Raw genomic sequence first — 15,532 nt, 5'->3', positions numbered from 1 at the left:
AGGATTTATCATGAGCAGCACCTTCTTCATTCCATCCGTGAACATGATGGGCATAGGCAGTCTCGACGAAGCGATGCTCGCCATCCGCAAATATGGTTTCCGTAAAGCCTTGATCGTCACTGATGCAGGCCTGGCCAAAGCCGGCGTGGCCGCCAAGGTCGCCAGCCTTCTGGCCCAGCAGGACATCAACTCCACTCTGTTTGATGGCGCCAAACCGAATCCGACGGTCAGCAATGTCGAGAAAGGCCTTGAACTGCTGGGTCGCAGCGACTGTGATTTCATTATCTCCCTGGGCGGCGGTTCACCCCATGACTGCGCCAAGGGCATTGCCCTGTGCGCCGCCAACGGCGGGCACATCAGTGATTACGAAGGCGTGGATCAATCCGCCAAGCCACAGATGCCGTTGATCGCGATCAATACCACCGCCGGCACGGCAAGTGAAATGACCCGTTTCTGCATCATTACCGACGAAGTCCGGCACGTGAAAATGGCCATCGTCGACCGTAACGTCACTCCACTGTTGTCGGTCAACGATCCTTCGCTGATGGCAGGCATGCCCAAAGGCCTGACCGCCGCCACCGGCATGGACGCGCTGACCCACGCTATCGAAGCCTACGTATCGACTGCGGCAACGCCGATCACCGATGCCTGTGCACTCAAGGCCGTGGAATTGATCTCGGCCAACCTGCGCACTGCCGTTGCCCAGGGTGACGACATGAGCGCCCGGGAAAATATGGCCTACGCGCAATTTCTTGCCGGCATGGCTTTCAACAATGCTTCGCTGGGCTATGTCCACGCCATGGCGCATCAATTGGGTGGGTTCTACGACCTGCCCCACGGCGTCTGTAATGCGATCCTGCTGCCCCATGTCGCCAGCTTCAACGCCAGCGTATGCCCGGCGCGGTTTAAAGACATCGCCAACGCAATGGGGGTCGACACCCAGCATCTGGATGCGGAAACAGGCGCCGCCGCGGCCATCGCCGCCATCCGTAAACTGTCTTTGGATATCGGTATTCCGAGCGGCCTCGCCGAACTGGGCGCCAAGGCCGACGATATCCCGATCCTGGCCACCAATGCCATGAAGGATGCCTGCGGCTTTACCAATCCGCGTCCTGCCAATCAGGACGAGATCGAGCAGATTTTCCATACCGCGATGTAACCGATGTGCAGTGACGCCAGCCAGACAAAAAGCCCCGCCTTCGGTTGAAGTACGGGGCTTTTTTGATGCTTCACGCAATTCAGGGAAACACTGATAACGCAAATACCTGTAGGAGCCGGCTTGCTGGCGATGGACTCAAGTGCGCCGCGTTTAACCAGATCGCACGCGTTATCGTTAACGATCATCGCCAGCAAGCCGGCTCCTACAAGGGACGGTGCCCAAGCTGGAAAATGAAGTGGCCTCCAAACCAGTGAACGCCCCCCAAAAAAAGATTCTTCACGTTGCTCAGCTCTCAGAGGAACCTATTGAGTCGTGACTGGATTCTTCAGCAGCCAGTTTCAATCGGTCAGCTTTACTGACGTATTTATCCTTGCTTGGCGGTGCCAATTTGGCACTGGCCTTCTTGGCGTGAGCCTTTAATAGCTGCTTTATTTTCTTGCGACGATTCATGCTTTTCTGCTCAGCTTGTCAATTTTTCAATGATACCAGCTTGATTGTCGTATTCGCCGCTGGTGGGTAGTACGAAGTCGACACCCACAGCGGTGTGGAACTTGTCACTGTGGTGGAAACCGACCACCGGGCCGAGCGGACATTCAACAGCAGGCCGGTGGTGAGGAGCGAAGGGCGTGGAATGCGCGTCAAACCCCTCGCCGTTTGAACGTCGTTGAAGCGCGTCGGCTTTACCAAAATGCCAATGTGTAACTCAGGATCAGCCGTGTTTCATCCAGGTCATTGCCGAAGTTCGATCGGACCGTGGCATTTCGGACTTTGACCCCAAGATTCTTCAGCGAACCGCTTTGCACCACGTAACCGATATCGGTATTGCGCTCCCACTCTTTGCCCGAATTACTGCCCGCTACCTGCGCATTGTCGCCGTAGACGTAACGAGTCATGAAGGTCAGCCCGGGAATACCCAGCGCGGCGAAGTTGTAGTCATAACGCACCTGCCATGAGCGCTCCTCAGCGTTGGCAAAGTCGTTGATCTGCACGAAGTTCACCAGGTAAGGGTCGCTATTGGCGATGTACGGGAACGGGTCATCACCGCTCATTCGCTGATAGGCGGCGGTCAATACGCTGGCGCCCAGGGTGTAGGCCACTTGTCCGTTCGCTGCCCGGTTATCGAGAGGGCGGAAATTACCGTCATCGGTACTTTTCGAATAGCGCAGGTCGAACTTCAGTGACTGTTGCGCGGCGAGGGGGATTTCATAGACTACACCGCCAAAGTACTGGCGATAGATGTTTTCCAGATTGCCGTAAAACAGGCTTGCGCTTAGGGCTTTATTAAAACTGTAGGTGCCACCGGCAAAACGGAAGTCATCACTGACGCCGCCGATGCGGTTACCGGTGAAGTCCTGATAGTTTGAAGAACTGTTGAACTTGATTTGCTGCAGTTTGCCCCCTTGCAGGGCCAATTTGTCGATATCTTTTGAGGTCAGCAGTGCACCTTCGAAGGTGGAAGGCAACAGGCGCGTGTCATTGCTCGACACCACTGGCGTACGGAAAGCCAGTGAGCCGACCTTCAGTTCCGTTGCAGAGACCTTCGCCTTGGCCGTCAGGCCCAGCTTGGAGTACTCGCTTTGCGAACCGCGGCCGTTCTTCGAGCTGAGGTCAGCGGGCAACAGGCCAGTGCCACCGGACCCATCACCGCCGTCAAGCTTGAGGCCGAGCATGCCGATGGCGTCGAGGCCGAAACCAACAGTGCCCGCGGTATAACCCGACTCGACGCGCAAAATCAGACCCTGCGCCCACTCTGCTGCAGCGTCACGTTGTGCCGTGGGCGGGCCGTTACGAAAGTCACGATTGAAGTAGAAGTTGCGCAGTTCCACACTTGCCTTGCTGTCGGCAATAAAGTCGGCAGAGGCTATTAATGGAAAAACCAGCGTGCAGGTTCCCGCAATAGCGAAAGCCTTGTTGATTGACATGCTCTTTATGCTCCAGATAAACGGCAGATTTAATGATCAGGTTTTATTGTTGTTTTTCATGAAAAATCACATCTACAATTTTCTGCGGGCAGTACGCGGCAACCGGGTGGTTAACCGGTTGCGCGTAATGCCTGCAAAAAGAAAAGCGTTTAAATCAATTGAGGGTCTTGATGCGGCCAATCACCGAGCCGGCTTCAAAATAGTCGCCTGCCTGTTTGGCGATCTGCACCTGACCTTCACAAGGTGCTAGGACCGAAGTCTCCATTTTCATGGCTTCTACCACCGCGATCACTTGCCCGGCACTCACCGACTCGCCGTCTTCGACGACCCAGGTATGCAGATTCCCCGCCACGGGTGTCAGTACCGCCTGCGGATCAGTGACCTCGGAGGGGGCCGTGCTTTCGCTGGCGGTGCCCGCTGCATTCAGGCTGACGCCTCGCAGCAGCGCAGCCGGAAGGCCCAGTTCGTGGCGTTTGCCATCGATCTCGACGAACGTGCGCAGGATGCCAGGGTCGGCCGACACAGCAGCACGTGGGGCGAGCGTGATCTGTTCGGCGAAATCGGTCTCGATCCAGCGCGTGTGTACGGCGAATGTATCGGCACCGGTGAAGTCGTCATGGTCCATCACGGCCCGGTGGAACGGCAGTACCGAGGCGATGCCCTCAATGTTGAATTCAGCCAAGGCGCGCCGGGCGCGGACGATAGCCTGTTCGCGGGTGGCGCCGGTGACGATCAGTTTGGCCATCATCGAATCGAAGGTGCTGGGAACTCGCGAGCCGCTTATCACGCCGCTGTCCAGACGCACACCCGGGCCAGACGGTGGCAGGAAATCGGTGATCTGACCGGGGGTGGGCAGGAAGCCCTTGCCCGGGTCTTCCGCGTTGATGCGAAATTCGAAGCTGTGGCCACGCGGGGTCGGCGTCTCACTGAAGGACAAGGGGAAACCGTCGGCGATCCGCAGTTGTTCGATCACCAGATCAACCCCAGTGGTCTCTTCGGTCACCGGGTGCTCGACCTGCAAGCGGGTATTGACCTCGAGGAACGACAGGGTGCCATCCTGGCTGAGCAGGAACTCCACAGTGCCAGCACCGACGTAGCCGGCCTTGGCGCAAATATCCTGAGCAGACTGATGAATACGCTGGCGCTGTTCGTCGCTGATAAAGGGCGCAGGCGCTTCCTCCACCAGCTTCTGATTGCGCCGCTGCAAGGAGCAGTCACGCGTGCCGACGACGACGACCTTGCCGTGTTTGTCGGCGAGGATTTGCGCTTCGATGTGCCGGGGACGGTCGAGGAACTGTTCGACGTAGCATTCGCCACGACCAAAGGCCGCTTGCGCTTCGCGTACGGCGGAGGCGAACAATTCAGCCACTTCATCCATGCGCCAGGCGACTTTCATGCCGCGTCCGCCGCCGCCAAAGGCAGCTTTGATGGCAATTGGCAGGCCGTGCTGTTCGGCAAAGGCCAGTACTTCGGCGGCGCTTTCGACCGGGCCAGGCGTACCGGCCACCAGAGGCGCACCGACCAGGTGGGCAATTTTTCGCGCCTCGACCTTGTCGCCCAGCACGTCGATGGTCTCTGGGTTGGGACCGACCCAGATCAGCCCGGCCTCGATCACCGCCCGGGCGAAGTCGGCCCTTTCAGACAGAAAACCATAGCCGGGGTGCACGGCATCGGCGCCGCTGCGTTTGGCGACGGCGATCAGTTTGCCGATATCCAGGTAGGTCTCGGCCGGGCGCTGGCCATTCAGTGAGTAGGCTTCGTCGGCTTGGCGCACGTGCAGGGCGTCGATGTCCGCGTCGGCATAGACCGCGACAGACTGCACGCCATAGTCGCGGCAGGCGCGGGCGATGCGGACGGCAATTTCACCACGGTTGGCAATCAGTAATTTTTTCATGGGAGTTTGTTCACGTCCGCAGTTGAAGAAGAGGCTTGCGCAATGGGTTGAATCTCTTTGAAGCCGTCCAAAGGGTTGAAGCGAATCTGCGCATTGACAGGTATCTGGCCAGCCAGGTCGAGGTGGTAGCTGGCGACTGCGGCGATCACCGGATAGCCACCGGTCAACGGGTGATCGGCGAGAAACAGGACCGGTTGGCCGCTGGCCGGAACCTGAATGGCGCCGACGCAAGTGCCTTCGCTGGGCAATTCCTGGTGGTTGCTGCGCTCCAGCGGCGTTTCACCGGCCAGACGAATACCGACGCGGTTGGACTGTGAGGTGACGCGCCAGAGCTGGCTGCTCAGACGCGCGATGGCGTCTTCGGTAAACCAGTCAGTTCGCGGCCCCATGACCACGTCGAGGGTCACGATGTTGGCCGTAGTGGGCAGATCAAAGGCGGGTGCTTCGTTCAGCGATACGCTGGTGCCTGTCGTAAGCGTCGTAAAACCCAGTTGGTCACCGGCCGCGAGAGCAGGGGGGCCGACCTGGGCGAGGGTATCTGTCGACAGACTGCCGAGTACCGGAGCGACCTCAAAGCCGCCGCGAATCGACAAGTAGCTGCGCAACCCTGCCAAAGGTGAACCCAGGCTGACCTTGTCACCGGCCTCCAGCTCGATGGGCTGGTAGTTGCCGGCAGGCCATTGCAGGCCACTGGCATTGGTGATGATGACCGGGGTTTGCGCGCCGGTGATTGCTATTACCGCACGGCCATGACAGATGAAGCTCAGGCCGCCGAGTACCGCTTCCACACAGGCCATGTCCGAGGGATTGCCGACCGCGCGGTTGGCCGCCCGCAGGGCGCCGAGGTCCAGCGCGCCGGAACGGGATACGCCTTGGCCGGTCTGGCCGGGACGGCCCATATCCTGCAAGACGCAGTGCAAACCGGGCGTGATGATTTCCAGATAGGCACCGCTGGGCGCGGCGGCACTTGCAGGCACCGTGGGGGCGGGCAGGCCGCCCGCCGGGAGCGGGCCGGCATCGGTAAAACGCACTTTATAGCCGGGACGCAGCAGGGCCGATTCAGCGCGGTTCAGGTCCCACATCTGCAAAGGCGTGACGCCGATGATCTGCCACCCACCGGGGCTGGCTTTCGGATAAACACCGCTGAATTCCCCCGCCAAGGCAACCGCACCTGCGGGTATGCGGGTGCGCGGAGTTTGCCTTCGAGGCACCTGGAAACCCGCACCGCCGGTCAGGTAGGCGAAGCCCGGAGCGAATCCGCAGAAGGCCACGCTGTAGTCATGGGCGGTGTGGCGCTGGACCACCTCGGCGCGGCTGATCCCCAGCAGCGTGGCGACCTCGTCGAGGTCTTCACCCGTGTAGTGAACGGGAATTTCCACCCGGCGATGCTCGATCGCGCGGCGCTGGCTCAGGTCCTGGCCAGCGATACGATTGACGAGCGCCTGCTGCGCAATGGCGCTGGGGCGGAATTGGATCAGCAGGGTTCGTGCGGCAGGAATGATTTCTTCCACGCCCGCAATAGGCTCCGCCGTCAGGGCGTCGAACAATGCCAGGGTCTCGTCCAGGTCGTTCAATTCGACGAGCAGGGCGTCCAGGTTGACCGGTAAAAAACGCACAGCAGACTCCTAGACGTGGTACGTGCTGTCAGGCACATCGGTGATGAACATATGGCCGGGCGAATGGGTGATTGCGAAGGGCACGCCCGAGGCCATGACCGCCGCCTGAGGCGTTACTCCGCAAGCCCAGAACACCGGGATCTCTCCCGGCTCGATGCGTACGGCGTCGCCGAAGTCGGGTCGAGCCAAGTCCTGGATGCCAAGCAACGCAGGCTCGCCGATGTGCACCGGGGCGCCATGGACCGAGGGGTAGCGCCCGGAGATACCGCAGGCCTGGGCCACGCGATCGGCGGGGATCGGGCGCATGGAAACCACCATGTCACCTTTCAGACGTCCGGCCGGACGGCAGGCACGGTTGGTCAGGTACATCGGTACGTTGCAGCCATCGGCGATATGCCGCACTTCAATGCCGGCCTCTTGCAGGGCCGTTTCAAAGGTAAAGCTGCAGCCGATCAGAAAGGTCACCATGTCGTCGTGTTCGGCCCAGGCTTTCGTGGCGTCGCTGACTTCCTCCACCAGCTTCCCGTCACGCCAGATGCGGTACAGGGGCAGATCAGTTCGCAGATCAGCGCCTTCAGCCAGCAGGGTGCCTGGGCTTGCGGCATCGGTGACGTCAAGGACCGGACACGCTTTCGGGTTGCGTTGGGCATACAGCAGGAAGTCATAGGCCCAGTCACGCGGCAAGGCAATCAGGTTCGCTTGAGTCATGCCCGGTGCGACACCGGCGGTGGGGGTGACCAGACCGCCACGGTAGGCGGAGCGTGCTTCACGGCCAGCGGCGATGGCCGCCTGACGCGCGCGATCAAGGGCGTTCATCGACGACCTCCGGCAAAGGGTTGCAAGGACATGTTGGCCTGTTCCAGCACGCGGCGCAGCTCGCGGGCCATTTCCACCGCTGCCGGGCTGTCGCCATGGACGCAGATCGAGTCGGCCTGGATTCTGGTCAGGCTGCCATCGATCGCTTCGATGGTGCCGTCTTCAACGAGGCGCAGCATACGTTGGGCGACGAGCTTGGGATCGTGCAGCACGGCGCCTGGTTCGCGGCGAGAGACGAGGGTGCCCTGCGGCGTATAGGCACGGTCAGCGAACGCTTCGGCGATGCACTGCAAACCCTCGTTACGGGCCAGTTCAATCAGGCTTGAGCCTGCCAAGGCCACCAATATGAGGTTGGAGTCGATCGCGCGGATGGCTTCGATCACGGCCAGCGCCTGACGGCGATCGTGAGCAATGGTGTTGTACAAGGCGCCATGGGGCTTCACATAGCGCACGCAGGTGCCGGCAGCCTTGGCCAGGCCCTGCAGCGCGCCGATCTGGTAGATCACGTCGGCAGTCAGCTCATCGCTGGCCACGTCCATGTTTCGTCGGCCAAAGCCCACTTTGTCCGGGTAAGCGACATGGGCACCAATGGTGACGTTTTTTGCTGCTGCAGCTTTGAGTGTCCGCAGGATGCCGGCCGGGTCGCCGGCGTGAAAACCGCACGCGACATTGGCGCTGGTCACGACATCGAGCATCGCGGCATCGTCGCCCATGCTCCAGGCGCCAAAGCTTTCGCCCAGGTCGCTGTTGATATCTATCGTTGGCATTAACGTGACTCCTTGTTCGTTATCGGGCTCAGGCGATGTTGAGGAAGGCAAAGATCGGCCCGACGGAGTTGATGGCCATGTACCAGGTCAGCAGGCAGGTCAGGGCGCCCAGCACCAGCAGCCAGCGTGGGTAATGGTAACCGCCCATGAGGTCCGGCCGGCGCCAGCCGACGTAGATAAAGAGGCTCAGGCCGATTGGCAGGATCAGGCCGTTGAAACCGCCCGCGAAGAGCAGCAGTGCGGCAGGAGCAGTACCCATCAGGACAAAGATCAGCAGCGATAGGGCGATGAACACTGTGGTGGCGCGGTTGCGACCCTGCTCAGTGATGTTCGGCTTGAACACGGTGATAAAGGAAATGGAGGTGTAAGCGGCGCCGATCACGCTGGTGATACTGGCGGCCCAGAGGATGAGACCGAAGACGCGCAGGCCGATCTGCCCGGCCGCTGCCTGGAAGGCTTGTGCGGCCGGATTGGCGCCCTGACCCGAGGTGTCGATGATTACGCCGCTGGCAACAACGCCGAGGATGGCGAGAAACAGGATGTAGCGCATGAGACCGGTGACCAGGATGCCGCTCAGGGCTGCCTTGGTCACTGCCTCGAGATTTTCGACCCCGGTAGTACCGCGGTCCAGCAGTTTGTGAGCCCCCGCATAGGTGATGTAACCGCCGACCGTGCCTCCGACAATGGTGGTGATGGTGGCGAAGTTGATCTGGTCGGGAAGTACGGTCTGGTAGAGGGCTTCACCCAGTGGCGGGTTAGAGGCAAAGGCCACGAACAGCGTCAGGCCAATCATCACCAGACCCAGCACGACGATCAGGCGGTCGACGGCCAATCCAGCGCGGTGGGAGAGGAAGATGCCGATGGCCAGCAGGGCGCTTAGACCGCCGCCCCATTTTGCATCAAGCCCCATCAGCGCGTTCAGACCCAGCCCGGCACCGGCGATGTTGCCGACGTTGAACACCAGACCGCCGAAGATCACCAGCACCGCGAGCAGATAACCACTGCCTGGAATCGCTTTGTTGGCCAGATCTGCGGCACGCATTCGGGTCAGGGAGACGATACGCCAGACGTTAAGTTGAACCACGAAGTCGATCAGAATCGACGCCAGGATACCGAACGCAAATGCCGCACCCATCTTGGCCGTGAACGTGGCGGTCTGGGTGATGAATCCAGGGCCGATGGCAGAAGTCGCCATCATGAAGATTGCGGCGATCAGGGAAGAGCGTCGCGCCTTTGTAAAATCTTGAGCGGTCTGTGTCACGGCTGTCTGTGTCACGGCATCATTCCTACGGTTGGAGATGGTTTGATTGAGCAATGAGCGTGCCAAGATTCAATCATCGGGCTGAATGTGTTGATACATGGCCACTTGATTGTTGAACAATGATCAGGTGATGGGTCGACAATGTGCACCAGTTTGTAACCTTATCACTCCTGCGTGTTACTTAATGATGCACACGGCACCCTTGCTTCTTGCCATGCGCTGAGCTCTGGTGGAACATCAAAATGACTTTTTCTGACTCTGGATCGCATATGAACGACGTTTCACCTGCCCTTCCTCGCTCGCTGGGAGAATCCATTACCCAGAAGGTCCGCAGAATGCTGGTCGAAGGTGAATTGGCTCCGGGCCAACGGCTGTCCGAAGCGGCCCTGGCCGAAACCCTGCAGATTTCACGCAACACCTTGAGAGAGGCGTTCCGGGTCCTGACCCGTGAGGGGTTGCTCAAGCATGAGCCCAATCGAGGGGTGACCGTGGCGGAACCTGATATGGCGTCGATCATTGACATCTATCGTGTACGGCGCTTTATCGAATGCAAGGCCATTGCCCAGGGTTACCCGCTGCATCCGGGAACACTGCATATGCGTGAAGCAGTGGAGGTAGGCGTACGAGCGCGTGAAGCCAAGGATTGGATGGCAGTCGGCACCGCGAACATGATGTTCCACAAGGCTATCGTCGAGTTGGCCGACAGCCCGAGATTGGTGGTGTTCTATGGGCAGATATCTGCCGAACTGCGGTTGGCCTTCGGCTTGCTCAATGATCCCGAATTCCTGCATATGCCTTTCATCGACATGAACGCTTCAATCCTGCGCTGCATAGAAGAGGGGCGACCAGAGGAGGCAACCCAGATGCTCGAAGCCTATCTGGTGCAATCGGAGCGCACCGTTCTGGCAGCCTACGAACGCAGCAGGAACCGATAGCTGCCGAGGAGCGCTACGAACTCTTCAGAAACCAAGTCAAACCGGTACATCGCCGGGGCCGGGTGGCTCGACATCACCCCTCACGCTGAATGCGGAACTGCTTCGGTGACAGCCCCGTGCCGCGCTTGAAAAAGCGCGAGAAGTAAGCCGGTTCGGAAAAGCCCAGGCTGTCGGACACCTGATTGATGGTCATGGTGGTGTAGACCAGGTCGCGCTTGGCCTCCAGCAACAGGCGCTGGTTGATCATCTGCAACGCCGATTGCCCCGAGAGGCGCCGGCACAGGGCGTTGAGGTGCGCGCCGCTGATCCCCAGCGTCGCCGCATAGTGCTCGATGGGCAGGTGCTCGCGAAAGCGCAGCTCCAGCGTCCGGCTGAAGTCCTTCAAATACTCCCGTCCCCGGTCAAGCTGCACCGCGTCCGGTAATGACTGTTCCAGATTGCGGCGACTGAGCCAGATCGACAGCACCGTGATCAACGATTGCAGCATCGGATCACGACCGGGCTGGGGCTGGCTGTACTCCTGGGTGATGGCGGAAAACAGCGTGTCCAGATACAGGTGCGCGGAACCGATCGGGTAACAGGCCGCAGTGGTAAGCACGGGACTGTTGAGCGAGGCGCCGAGCTGTTCGGCCAGCGGCTGCGCCAGGCTGAGCACGTGACCTTGAATATCCTCGGAGAACTTGAAGGTGTGCACGCTCAGCGCGGGCACGACTTGCAGCGAAGGTGAATCGATGTGGTGGATCACGTCTTCGACTTTCAGCGTCGCCTGCCCCGACTGCACATATAACAGCTGCACCAGATCGCTGTGCCGATGGGGTTTTATCTCCCAGCCGTGCAGTTTGCTGCGCTCGGGAATCGACTCGCAATGAATCAGATCCGGTGTCGGCCAAGCGCCGGTCTCACCGTAAAGCTTGAACACCGGAACCGGCGTAGCGAGTGATTTCGACATTTCCCCCTCCCTTGCGACCATCCACGAAAAGTCCATGGAATGCATCAGATAGTGCCTTCTTATCCCTGCTTCATCCACTAAAAATACAGGTAACAAAAACAAACAGACTGCGAGGTGTCACGCCTGCAGTTGCACAAGACAGGATCACCGCCATGAAAACCCAAGTCGCCATCATCGGCTCCGGCCCGTCCGGCCTCTTGCTCGGTCAACTGCTGCATCGCGCCGGCATCGACAACGTCATCGTCGAACGCCAGACGCCGGACTACATCCTCAACCGTATTCGTGCCGGTGTACTCGAGCAAGGCACCATCGACCTGCTGCGCGAAGCCGGCGTCCACGAACGCATGGATGCCGAAGGCCTGGTCCACGAGGGTGTCGAGTTGCAAGTGGCCGGCAAGCGCATCCATGTCGACCTGAAAACGCTCACCGGCGGCAAGACAGTCATGGTGTATGGCCAGACCGAACTCACCCGTGACCTGATGGAGGCCCGCACCGCTAACGGCGCCCCGGCCATCTACTCGGCCGAGAACGTGCAGCCCCACGACATGAAGGGTGAAAGCCCTTACGTCACCTACGAAAAAAATGGCGAAACCCACCGGATCGATTGCGACTACATCGCCGGTTGCGACGGCTTCCACGGTGTTGCACGCCAGAGCATCCCCGCAGAGGTGCTGACGCACTACGAGCGAGACTATCCATTCGGCTGGCTGGGCCTGTTGTCCGACACCCCACCGGTCAACCATGAACTGATCTATGCCCACCACGACCGCGGTTTCGTCCTGTGCAGCCAGCGCTCGCTGACCCGTAGCCGCTACTACCTGCAAGTGCCGCTGACCGACAAGGTCGAACAATGGTCCGATGAGCGCTTCTGGAATGAACTCAAGGCCCGCCTGCCGCAAGACGTCGCCGACAGACTGGTGACCGGTCCTTCGCTGGAAAAAAGCATCGCCCCACTGCGCAGCTCGGTGGTCGAGCCGATGCAGTACGGCAAGCTGTTCCTGGTCGGCGACGCCGCGCACATCGTGCCACCGACCGGCGCGAAAGGCTTGAACCTGGCCGCCTCCGACGTGCACTACCTGTATCGAATTTTGGTCAAGGTCTACAAGGAAGGCCGCACCGACTTGCTGGAGAAATACTCCGAACTGGCCCTGCGCCGGGTCTGGAAAGGCGAGCGTTTCAGCTGGTTCATGACCAACTTGCTGCACGATTTTGGCGACCATAAAGACGCGTGGGATCAGAAGATGCAACAGGCCGATCGAGAGTACTACTTCAACTCGCTCGCTGGTTTGGTCAACATTGCGGAGAACTACGTAGGGTTGCCTTACGAGGATGTCGAGTAAGCAGCCTTGCCGTAAACCCGCAGTCGAGCTGCATCAATACGCTGTTACGCCATCATCGACGTTTCGGTATGTGATGGTACGCTTCCAAGTCACTGTCGAGAGACCAGATAAAAAGCTCGCTCATGGGGAATCGCTGTAAGCATTTCTCGTATTCTTTGATGATGCTGAGATCACCAAAGCTAGTGCCTTCACCGGTGCGGGTGGCAGACTTGTTTTGACCTGCCCTGTCAGGGAACTCGGCTAGCCAGTCGAGCACTTCTCTAGTACTGGGAAAGTCGCTAAGTCTATACGGCGGCGCATCGGTGAAAGCATCGTTTACTGCTTTGCAGAAGCGTTGCGCTGTTTGTCGACGGAGTCTGCCATCGCCGTTTTGAGCGATATGGTTTCCGGTTTCAAGGATGGTGGCCATTGGTAGAATAAACGTGCAGCTATTGCCAACATAATCGACAAACTCGGCAGCCACGCGTTTTGTATTCTGATTAAGTCCCGGCACATTGAGTAGATTTAGAAACACGCTGGTATCAATCAAGCAGACCGCACTCATTCGGTCTCTCCCTGCATGCTCTGCAACCAAGCCAATGCGTTTTGCCGTTTCTGCTCTACTGTGACCGGACACTTGACGAAGCGATCGACAATGCCATTGGTTACCAGTTCTCCCAGAGGCCCTTGAGAGACCAGCCCCGCGTAGTCCTGCAGGTCGGCAAGGCGCACCAGGCGACTATCGCCGTCCTGTGAATCACGGTAGCAAAACACCACATCACCTAACGCGCTGTCTGGCAGTGCATCCATCAAAGCCGGATTGTGGGTGCTTAACAGTAGGCGCACTCCACGCAATTCTGCTTGATCGCGCATCGTGCTCAGTAACTGCCTGGCACGTGATGGGTGAACGCCGTTATCGACTTCTTCAATTACTAGAGTCGACTCTGCCGGTGCAGACAAGAGGGCGGCAGCAATCGCCAAAACCCTGAGAGTGCCATCGGAAAGCAGTTCCACAGACCAGTTGCGCTCGACCGAACCGAAACTCTCGACGAGCTCAAGGGATACGCGCCCGCGACGATCCTCGAAGAAGCGGACATCCTTGACGTCTTGCTCTGGCAGACTCTTGATGAACTCGATGATGGCAGGGCGAACCTCCTCATCCTGCCAAAGGGAGTAAAGCACTCCGGACAGGTTCGAGCAGTCGCCACGTAGCTTCTTGTCCGGGTAACTGTCGCCGCGCATCAGTGAAGGCACGGGATCGAGGAACAAGGTATTGGCCAATAGGCGCTGAAAGTGACTCGTGGTTTCCGGGATGATCTTTTGGGCCGCCTTGTGCCCGGATTCGAACAGTGCGGAACTGGCCAGCTGGTTAAAAATGGCGATCTGATCGGTACAAGTGACCTGCGGTTTTTTACCACCCCGTGCAAAATTGTTGTAGGCAACGCGCGCGTCGGTACTTAGGCCACTGGAGGGCTGCTCAATGCGATAAAGCGGCATTTTTGTTCGAGGCGATTTGATAGTTTCCTGAACGATATGCAACTCATCGTCGCGTAGTGCGATTTCGACGCTGAGAGTATTCCACTCTTTATCGTCGGTTTCGCAACCCAAAATAAATGACTGGCCACGCAAATAGGCGAGATCCCTGACTTGGCCACGGAGTATTTGCTCCGAATCATCGACCCGCTGGCGTAACACCGACAGTTTCTGACCTTGGCCAAGCCAGCATAGGAAGCGGAAGGCCTCCAGCGCGTTGCTCTTGCCTGAGGCATTGGCACCTATCATCAGCGTCAAAGGCGAAAGCGGCAGCCGCTGGTTCCGATAGCTTTTAAATCCCTCGATACGAATACTCGTCAGCATTCTGACTCCTTCCAAGGCTCGGATTTTCACCCGGCTTTTCCTATTTGACTGTGGGTCGTGCGATAGCCTGTTCGTTTGGACGCGAAACCCGCGCCATAGTACTACCAAAGCCCGCGACGATGGCGGGCTGACGGCAGAGCGGCTTTTCCATGGCCTCTGCTGGGTTATTCGCTACGTAGTGGTCATAGCTCGATAGAGCTTCGGCTGGTTTCGTTACTGGAATGATCATTCGCTGAAATGCGGTCCCCAACAAAAGGGACCGCTGTACAGCCTGCATCGCCGACGCCTTCGCCTCAAGCGGGTGGATCGATCTGATCCAGCATCCGGTTCGCCGTGATTTCCGCGAGCATGATGTTGTTGGAAATGCCCAACAAGGCGTGGCGCGATCCGCCGTCCAGATGATCCACCAGGTGATGAACCATCACGTCGACTGAGGCCAGTGTCTCGACCAGATAGACCGCGAGGGTTTCGGTTGTGGCCTGCGGGTCGACGGTAAACAGGGTGCTGGGTGTGCGTGGGGTGGCTTTGATGTCGGCAGTCGAGGGGAAGTGGGAGGCGAGGGCGCGTTCGGCGGCTTCGTTGAGTTTGTTTGAATCGGGGCTTTGATAGGGGAATGCCGGATCGGTCTCCGGCGGATTGGGAGAAGGCTTAATCATATTTGTACGCTCCAAAACATGGAGCCGTCACCGAGCCGCTGCTAAACGAATGGTGGCAGCTGTGTGCAGGTTAGCAGACCGGCGGAGACGAATCCGGCGCGCCCGAGAGCGCCCTGCGCACAGCTACCATAAAGTGCAGGCCTGAAATGACCTGACTGTCTGGATGCAAATGCGCTTCGTCACGACGGGCTGCTAAACCCGATCACTGATGGGCAGTGACGGGAATCAAGTTACCGAGCGGGCCACAGGCGCACAAGCCGGCGGATTCTGGCGTAACCGTAGGCAACGGCGCAAGGTCTTGTAGCTTTCAGGACGTAAGCAGTAGGACGCTTAAACATGCACCTTTCGCGGATGTTTAATTTGCTTGATCGAACATTGCTG

15 protein-coding genes are annotated in these 15,532 nt (G+C 59.0%); 3 read left to right on the top strand and 12 right to left on the bottom strand.

The genetic code is table 11. From position 1 onward, the window contains the following. The first annotated feature begins 10 nt into the window (after positions 1-10). Positions 11-1,159: an L-threonine dehydrogenase gene (gene yiaY / locus ACA062_RS21480; RefSeq protein WP_497452900.1), complete on the top strand. Its 1,149-nt coding sequence runs from the start codon at positions 11-13 to the stop codon at positions 1,157-1,159. On the opposite strand, the gene ACA062_RS21475 is transcribed toward yiaY, so the two are convergent. The 8 genes from ACA062_RS21475 to ACA062_RS21440 form a co-directional block, all read right to left on the bottom strand. After that, positions 1,120-1,353 (bottom strand): hypothetical protein, encoded by a 234-nt coding sequence (locus ACA062_RS21475; protein WP_497452899.1) that lies wholly within the window; start codon positions 1,351-1,353, stop codon positions 1,120-1,122. The two genes, yiaY and ACA062_RS21475, sit on opposite strands and share 40 nt — an antisense overlap. A gap of 91 nt (positions 1,354-1,444) precedes the next feature. Continuing rightward, complete coding sequence (locus ACA062_RS21470) at positions 1,445-1,609, bottom strand: DUF2986 domain-containing protein (RefSeq protein ID WP_497452898.1); 165 nt, start codon at positions 1,607-1,609, stop codon at positions 1,445-1,447. A 230-nt stretch (positions 1,610-1,839) separates the two neighbouring features. Further along, positions 1,840-3,081, bottom strand: a complete 1,242-nt coding sequence (locus ACA062_RS21465; protein WP_497452897.1) for an OprD family porin — start codon at positions 3,079-3,081, stop codon at positions 1,840-1,842. A gap of 154 nt (positions 3,082-3,235) precedes the next feature. Beyond that, positions 3,236-4,975 carry an acetyl/propionyl/methylcrotonyl-CoA carboxylase subunit alpha gene (locus ACA062_RS21460; protein WP_497452896.1) on the bottom strand — a complete coding sequence of 580 codons (1,740 nt, stop codon included), beginning with the start codon at positions 4,973-4,975 and terminating at the stop codon, positions 3,236-3,238. Next, on the bottom strand, positions 4,972-6,591 hold the full coding sequence (locus ACA062_RS21455) for a 5-oxoprolinase subunit B/C family protein (protein ID WP_497452895.1): 1,620 nt from the start codon (positions 6,589-6,591) through the stop codon (positions 4,972-4,974). The genes ACA062_RS21460 and ACA062_RS21455 overlap by 4 nt, the downstream gene beginning before the upstream one ends. A gap of 9 nt (positions 6,592-6,600) precedes the next feature. Continuing rightward, positions 6,601-7,407 (bottom strand): putative hydro-lyase, encoded by an 807-nt coding sequence (locus ACA062_RS21450; RefSeq protein WP_497452894.1) that lies wholly within the window; start codon positions 7,405-7,407, stop codon positions 6,601-6,603. Further along, positions 7,404-8,174, bottom strand: coding sequence for a LamB/YcsF family protein (locus tag ACA062_RS21445; protein WP_307342391.1), 771 nt, complete (start codon positions 8,172-8,174; stop codon positions 7,404-7,406). The genes ACA062_RS21450 and ACA062_RS21445 overlap by 4 nt, the downstream gene beginning before the upstream one ends. Positions 8,175-8,202: 28 nt before the next feature. Further along, positions 8,203-9,435, bottom strand: coding sequence for an NRAMP family divalent metal transporter (locus tag ACA062_RS21440; RefSeq protein ID WP_497457469.1), 1,233 nt, complete (start codon positions 9,433-9,435; stop codon positions 8,203-8,205). A 269-nt stretch (positions 9,436-9,704) separates the two neighbouring features. Here ACA062_RS21440 and ACA062_RS21435 point away from each other — a divergent pair, with 269 nt between their 5' ends. Further along, positions 9,705-10,370, top strand: coding sequence for a GntR family transcriptional regulator (locus tag ACA062_RS21435; protein WP_497452893.1), 666 nt, complete (start codon positions 9,705-9,707; stop codon positions 10,368-10,370). Between the two features lie 73 nt (positions 10,371-10,443). Here the strand turns inward: ACA062_RS21435 and ACA062_RS21430 are convergent, their stop codons facing one another. Next, positions 10,444-11,319 (bottom strand): helix-turn-helix domain-containing protein, encoded by an 876-nt coding sequence (locus tag ACA062_RS21430; protein ID WP_497452892.1) that lies wholly within the window; start codon positions 11,317-11,319, stop codon positions 10,444-10,446. A 152-nt stretch (positions 11,320-11,471) separates the two neighbouring features. Here ACA062_RS21430 and pobA point away from each other — a divergent pair, with 152 nt between their 5' ends. Then, on the top strand, positions 11,472-12,659 hold the full coding sequence (gene pobA, locus ACA062_RS21425) for a 4-hydroxybenzoate 3-monooxygenase (RefSeq protein WP_497452891.1): 1,188 nt from the start codon (positions 11,472-11,474) through the stop codon (positions 12,657-12,659). Positions 12,660-12,711: 52 nt separating this feature from the next. Here pobA and ACA062_RS21420 read toward each other — a convergent pair whose 3' ends face one another. From ACA062_RS21420 to ACA062_RS21410, 3 genes are all read right to left on the bottom strand, one after another. After that, complete coding sequence (locus ACA062_RS21420) at positions 12,712-13,203, bottom strand: hypothetical protein (protein ID WP_497452890.1); 492 nt, start codon at positions 13,201-13,203, stop codon at positions 12,712-12,714. After that, positions 13,200-14,495 (bottom strand): AAA family ATPase, encoded by a 1,296-nt coding sequence (locus ACA062_RS21415; protein ID WP_497452889.1) that lies wholly within the window; start codon positions 14,493-14,495, stop codon positions 13,200-13,202. Before ACA062_RS21415 ends, ACA062_RS21420 begins: the two co-directional genes overlap by 4 nt. Positions 14,496-14,788: 293 nt before the next feature. Beyond that, entirely contained in the window at positions 14,789-15,151 is a 363-nt protein-coding gene (locus tag ACA062_RS21410; protein WP_497452888.1) for a DUF6124 family protein, read from the bottom strand. Between the last annotated feature and the right edge of the window lie 381 nt (positions 15,152-15,532).

It is taken from the genome of Pseudomonas sp. LBUM1679 (genome assembly GCF_059695565.1).
Note: the sequence above shows the minus strand (reverse complement) of the source record. Positions and strands in the feature narration are given on the sequence as shown.

Bases quoted from the DNA above. Each gene is read 5' to 3' on its own strand.
- yiaY (WP_497452900.1), top strand. From the start codon at position 11: ATGAGCAGCACCTTCTTCATTCCATCCGTGAACATGATGGGCATAGGC.
- ACA062_RS21470 (WP_497452898.1), bottom strand. From the start codon at position 1,609: ATGAATCGTCGCAAGAAAATAAAGCAGCTATTAAAGGCTCACGCCAAG.
- ACA062_RS21465 (WP_497452897.1), bottom strand. From the start codon at position 3,081: ATGTCAATCAACAAGGCTTTCGCTATTGCGGGAACCTGCACGCTGGTT.
- ACA062_RS21460 (WP_497452896.1), bottom strand. From the start codon at position 4,975: ATGAAAAAATTACTGATTGCCAACCGTGGTGAAATTGCCGTCCGCATC.
- ACA062_RS21450 (WP_497452894.1), bottom strand. From the start codon at position 7,407: ATGAACGCCCTTGATCGCGCGCGTCAGGCGGCCATCGCCGCTGGCCGT.
- ACA062_RS21445 (WP_307342391.1), bottom strand. From the start codon at position 8,174: ATGCCAACGATAGATATCAACAGCGACCTGGGCGAAAGCTTTGGCGCC.
- ACA062_RS21435 (WP_497452893.1), top strand. From the start codon at position 9,705: ATGAACGACGTTTCACCTGCCCTTCCTCGCTCGCTGGGAGAATCCATT.
- ACA062_RS21430 (WP_497452892.1), bottom strand. From the start codon at position 11,319: ATGTCGAAATCACTCGCTACGCCGGTTCCGGTGTTCAAGCTTTACGGT.
- pobA (WP_497452891.1), top strand. From the start codon at position 11,472: ATGAAAACCCAAGTCGCCATCATCGGCTCCGGCCCGTCCGGCCTCTTG.
- ACA062_RS21420 (WP_497452890.1), bottom strand. From the start codon at position 13,203: ATGAGTGCGGTCTGCTTGATTGATACCAGCGTGTTTCTAAATCTACTC.
- ACA062_RS21415 (WP_497452889.1), bottom strand. From the start codon at position 14,495: ATGCTGACGAGTATTCGTATCGAGGGATTTAAAAGCTATCGGAACCAG.
- ACA062_RS21410 (WP_497452888.1), bottom strand. From the start codon at position 15,151: ATGATTAAGCCTTCTCCCAATCCGCCGGAGACCGATCCGGCATTCCCC.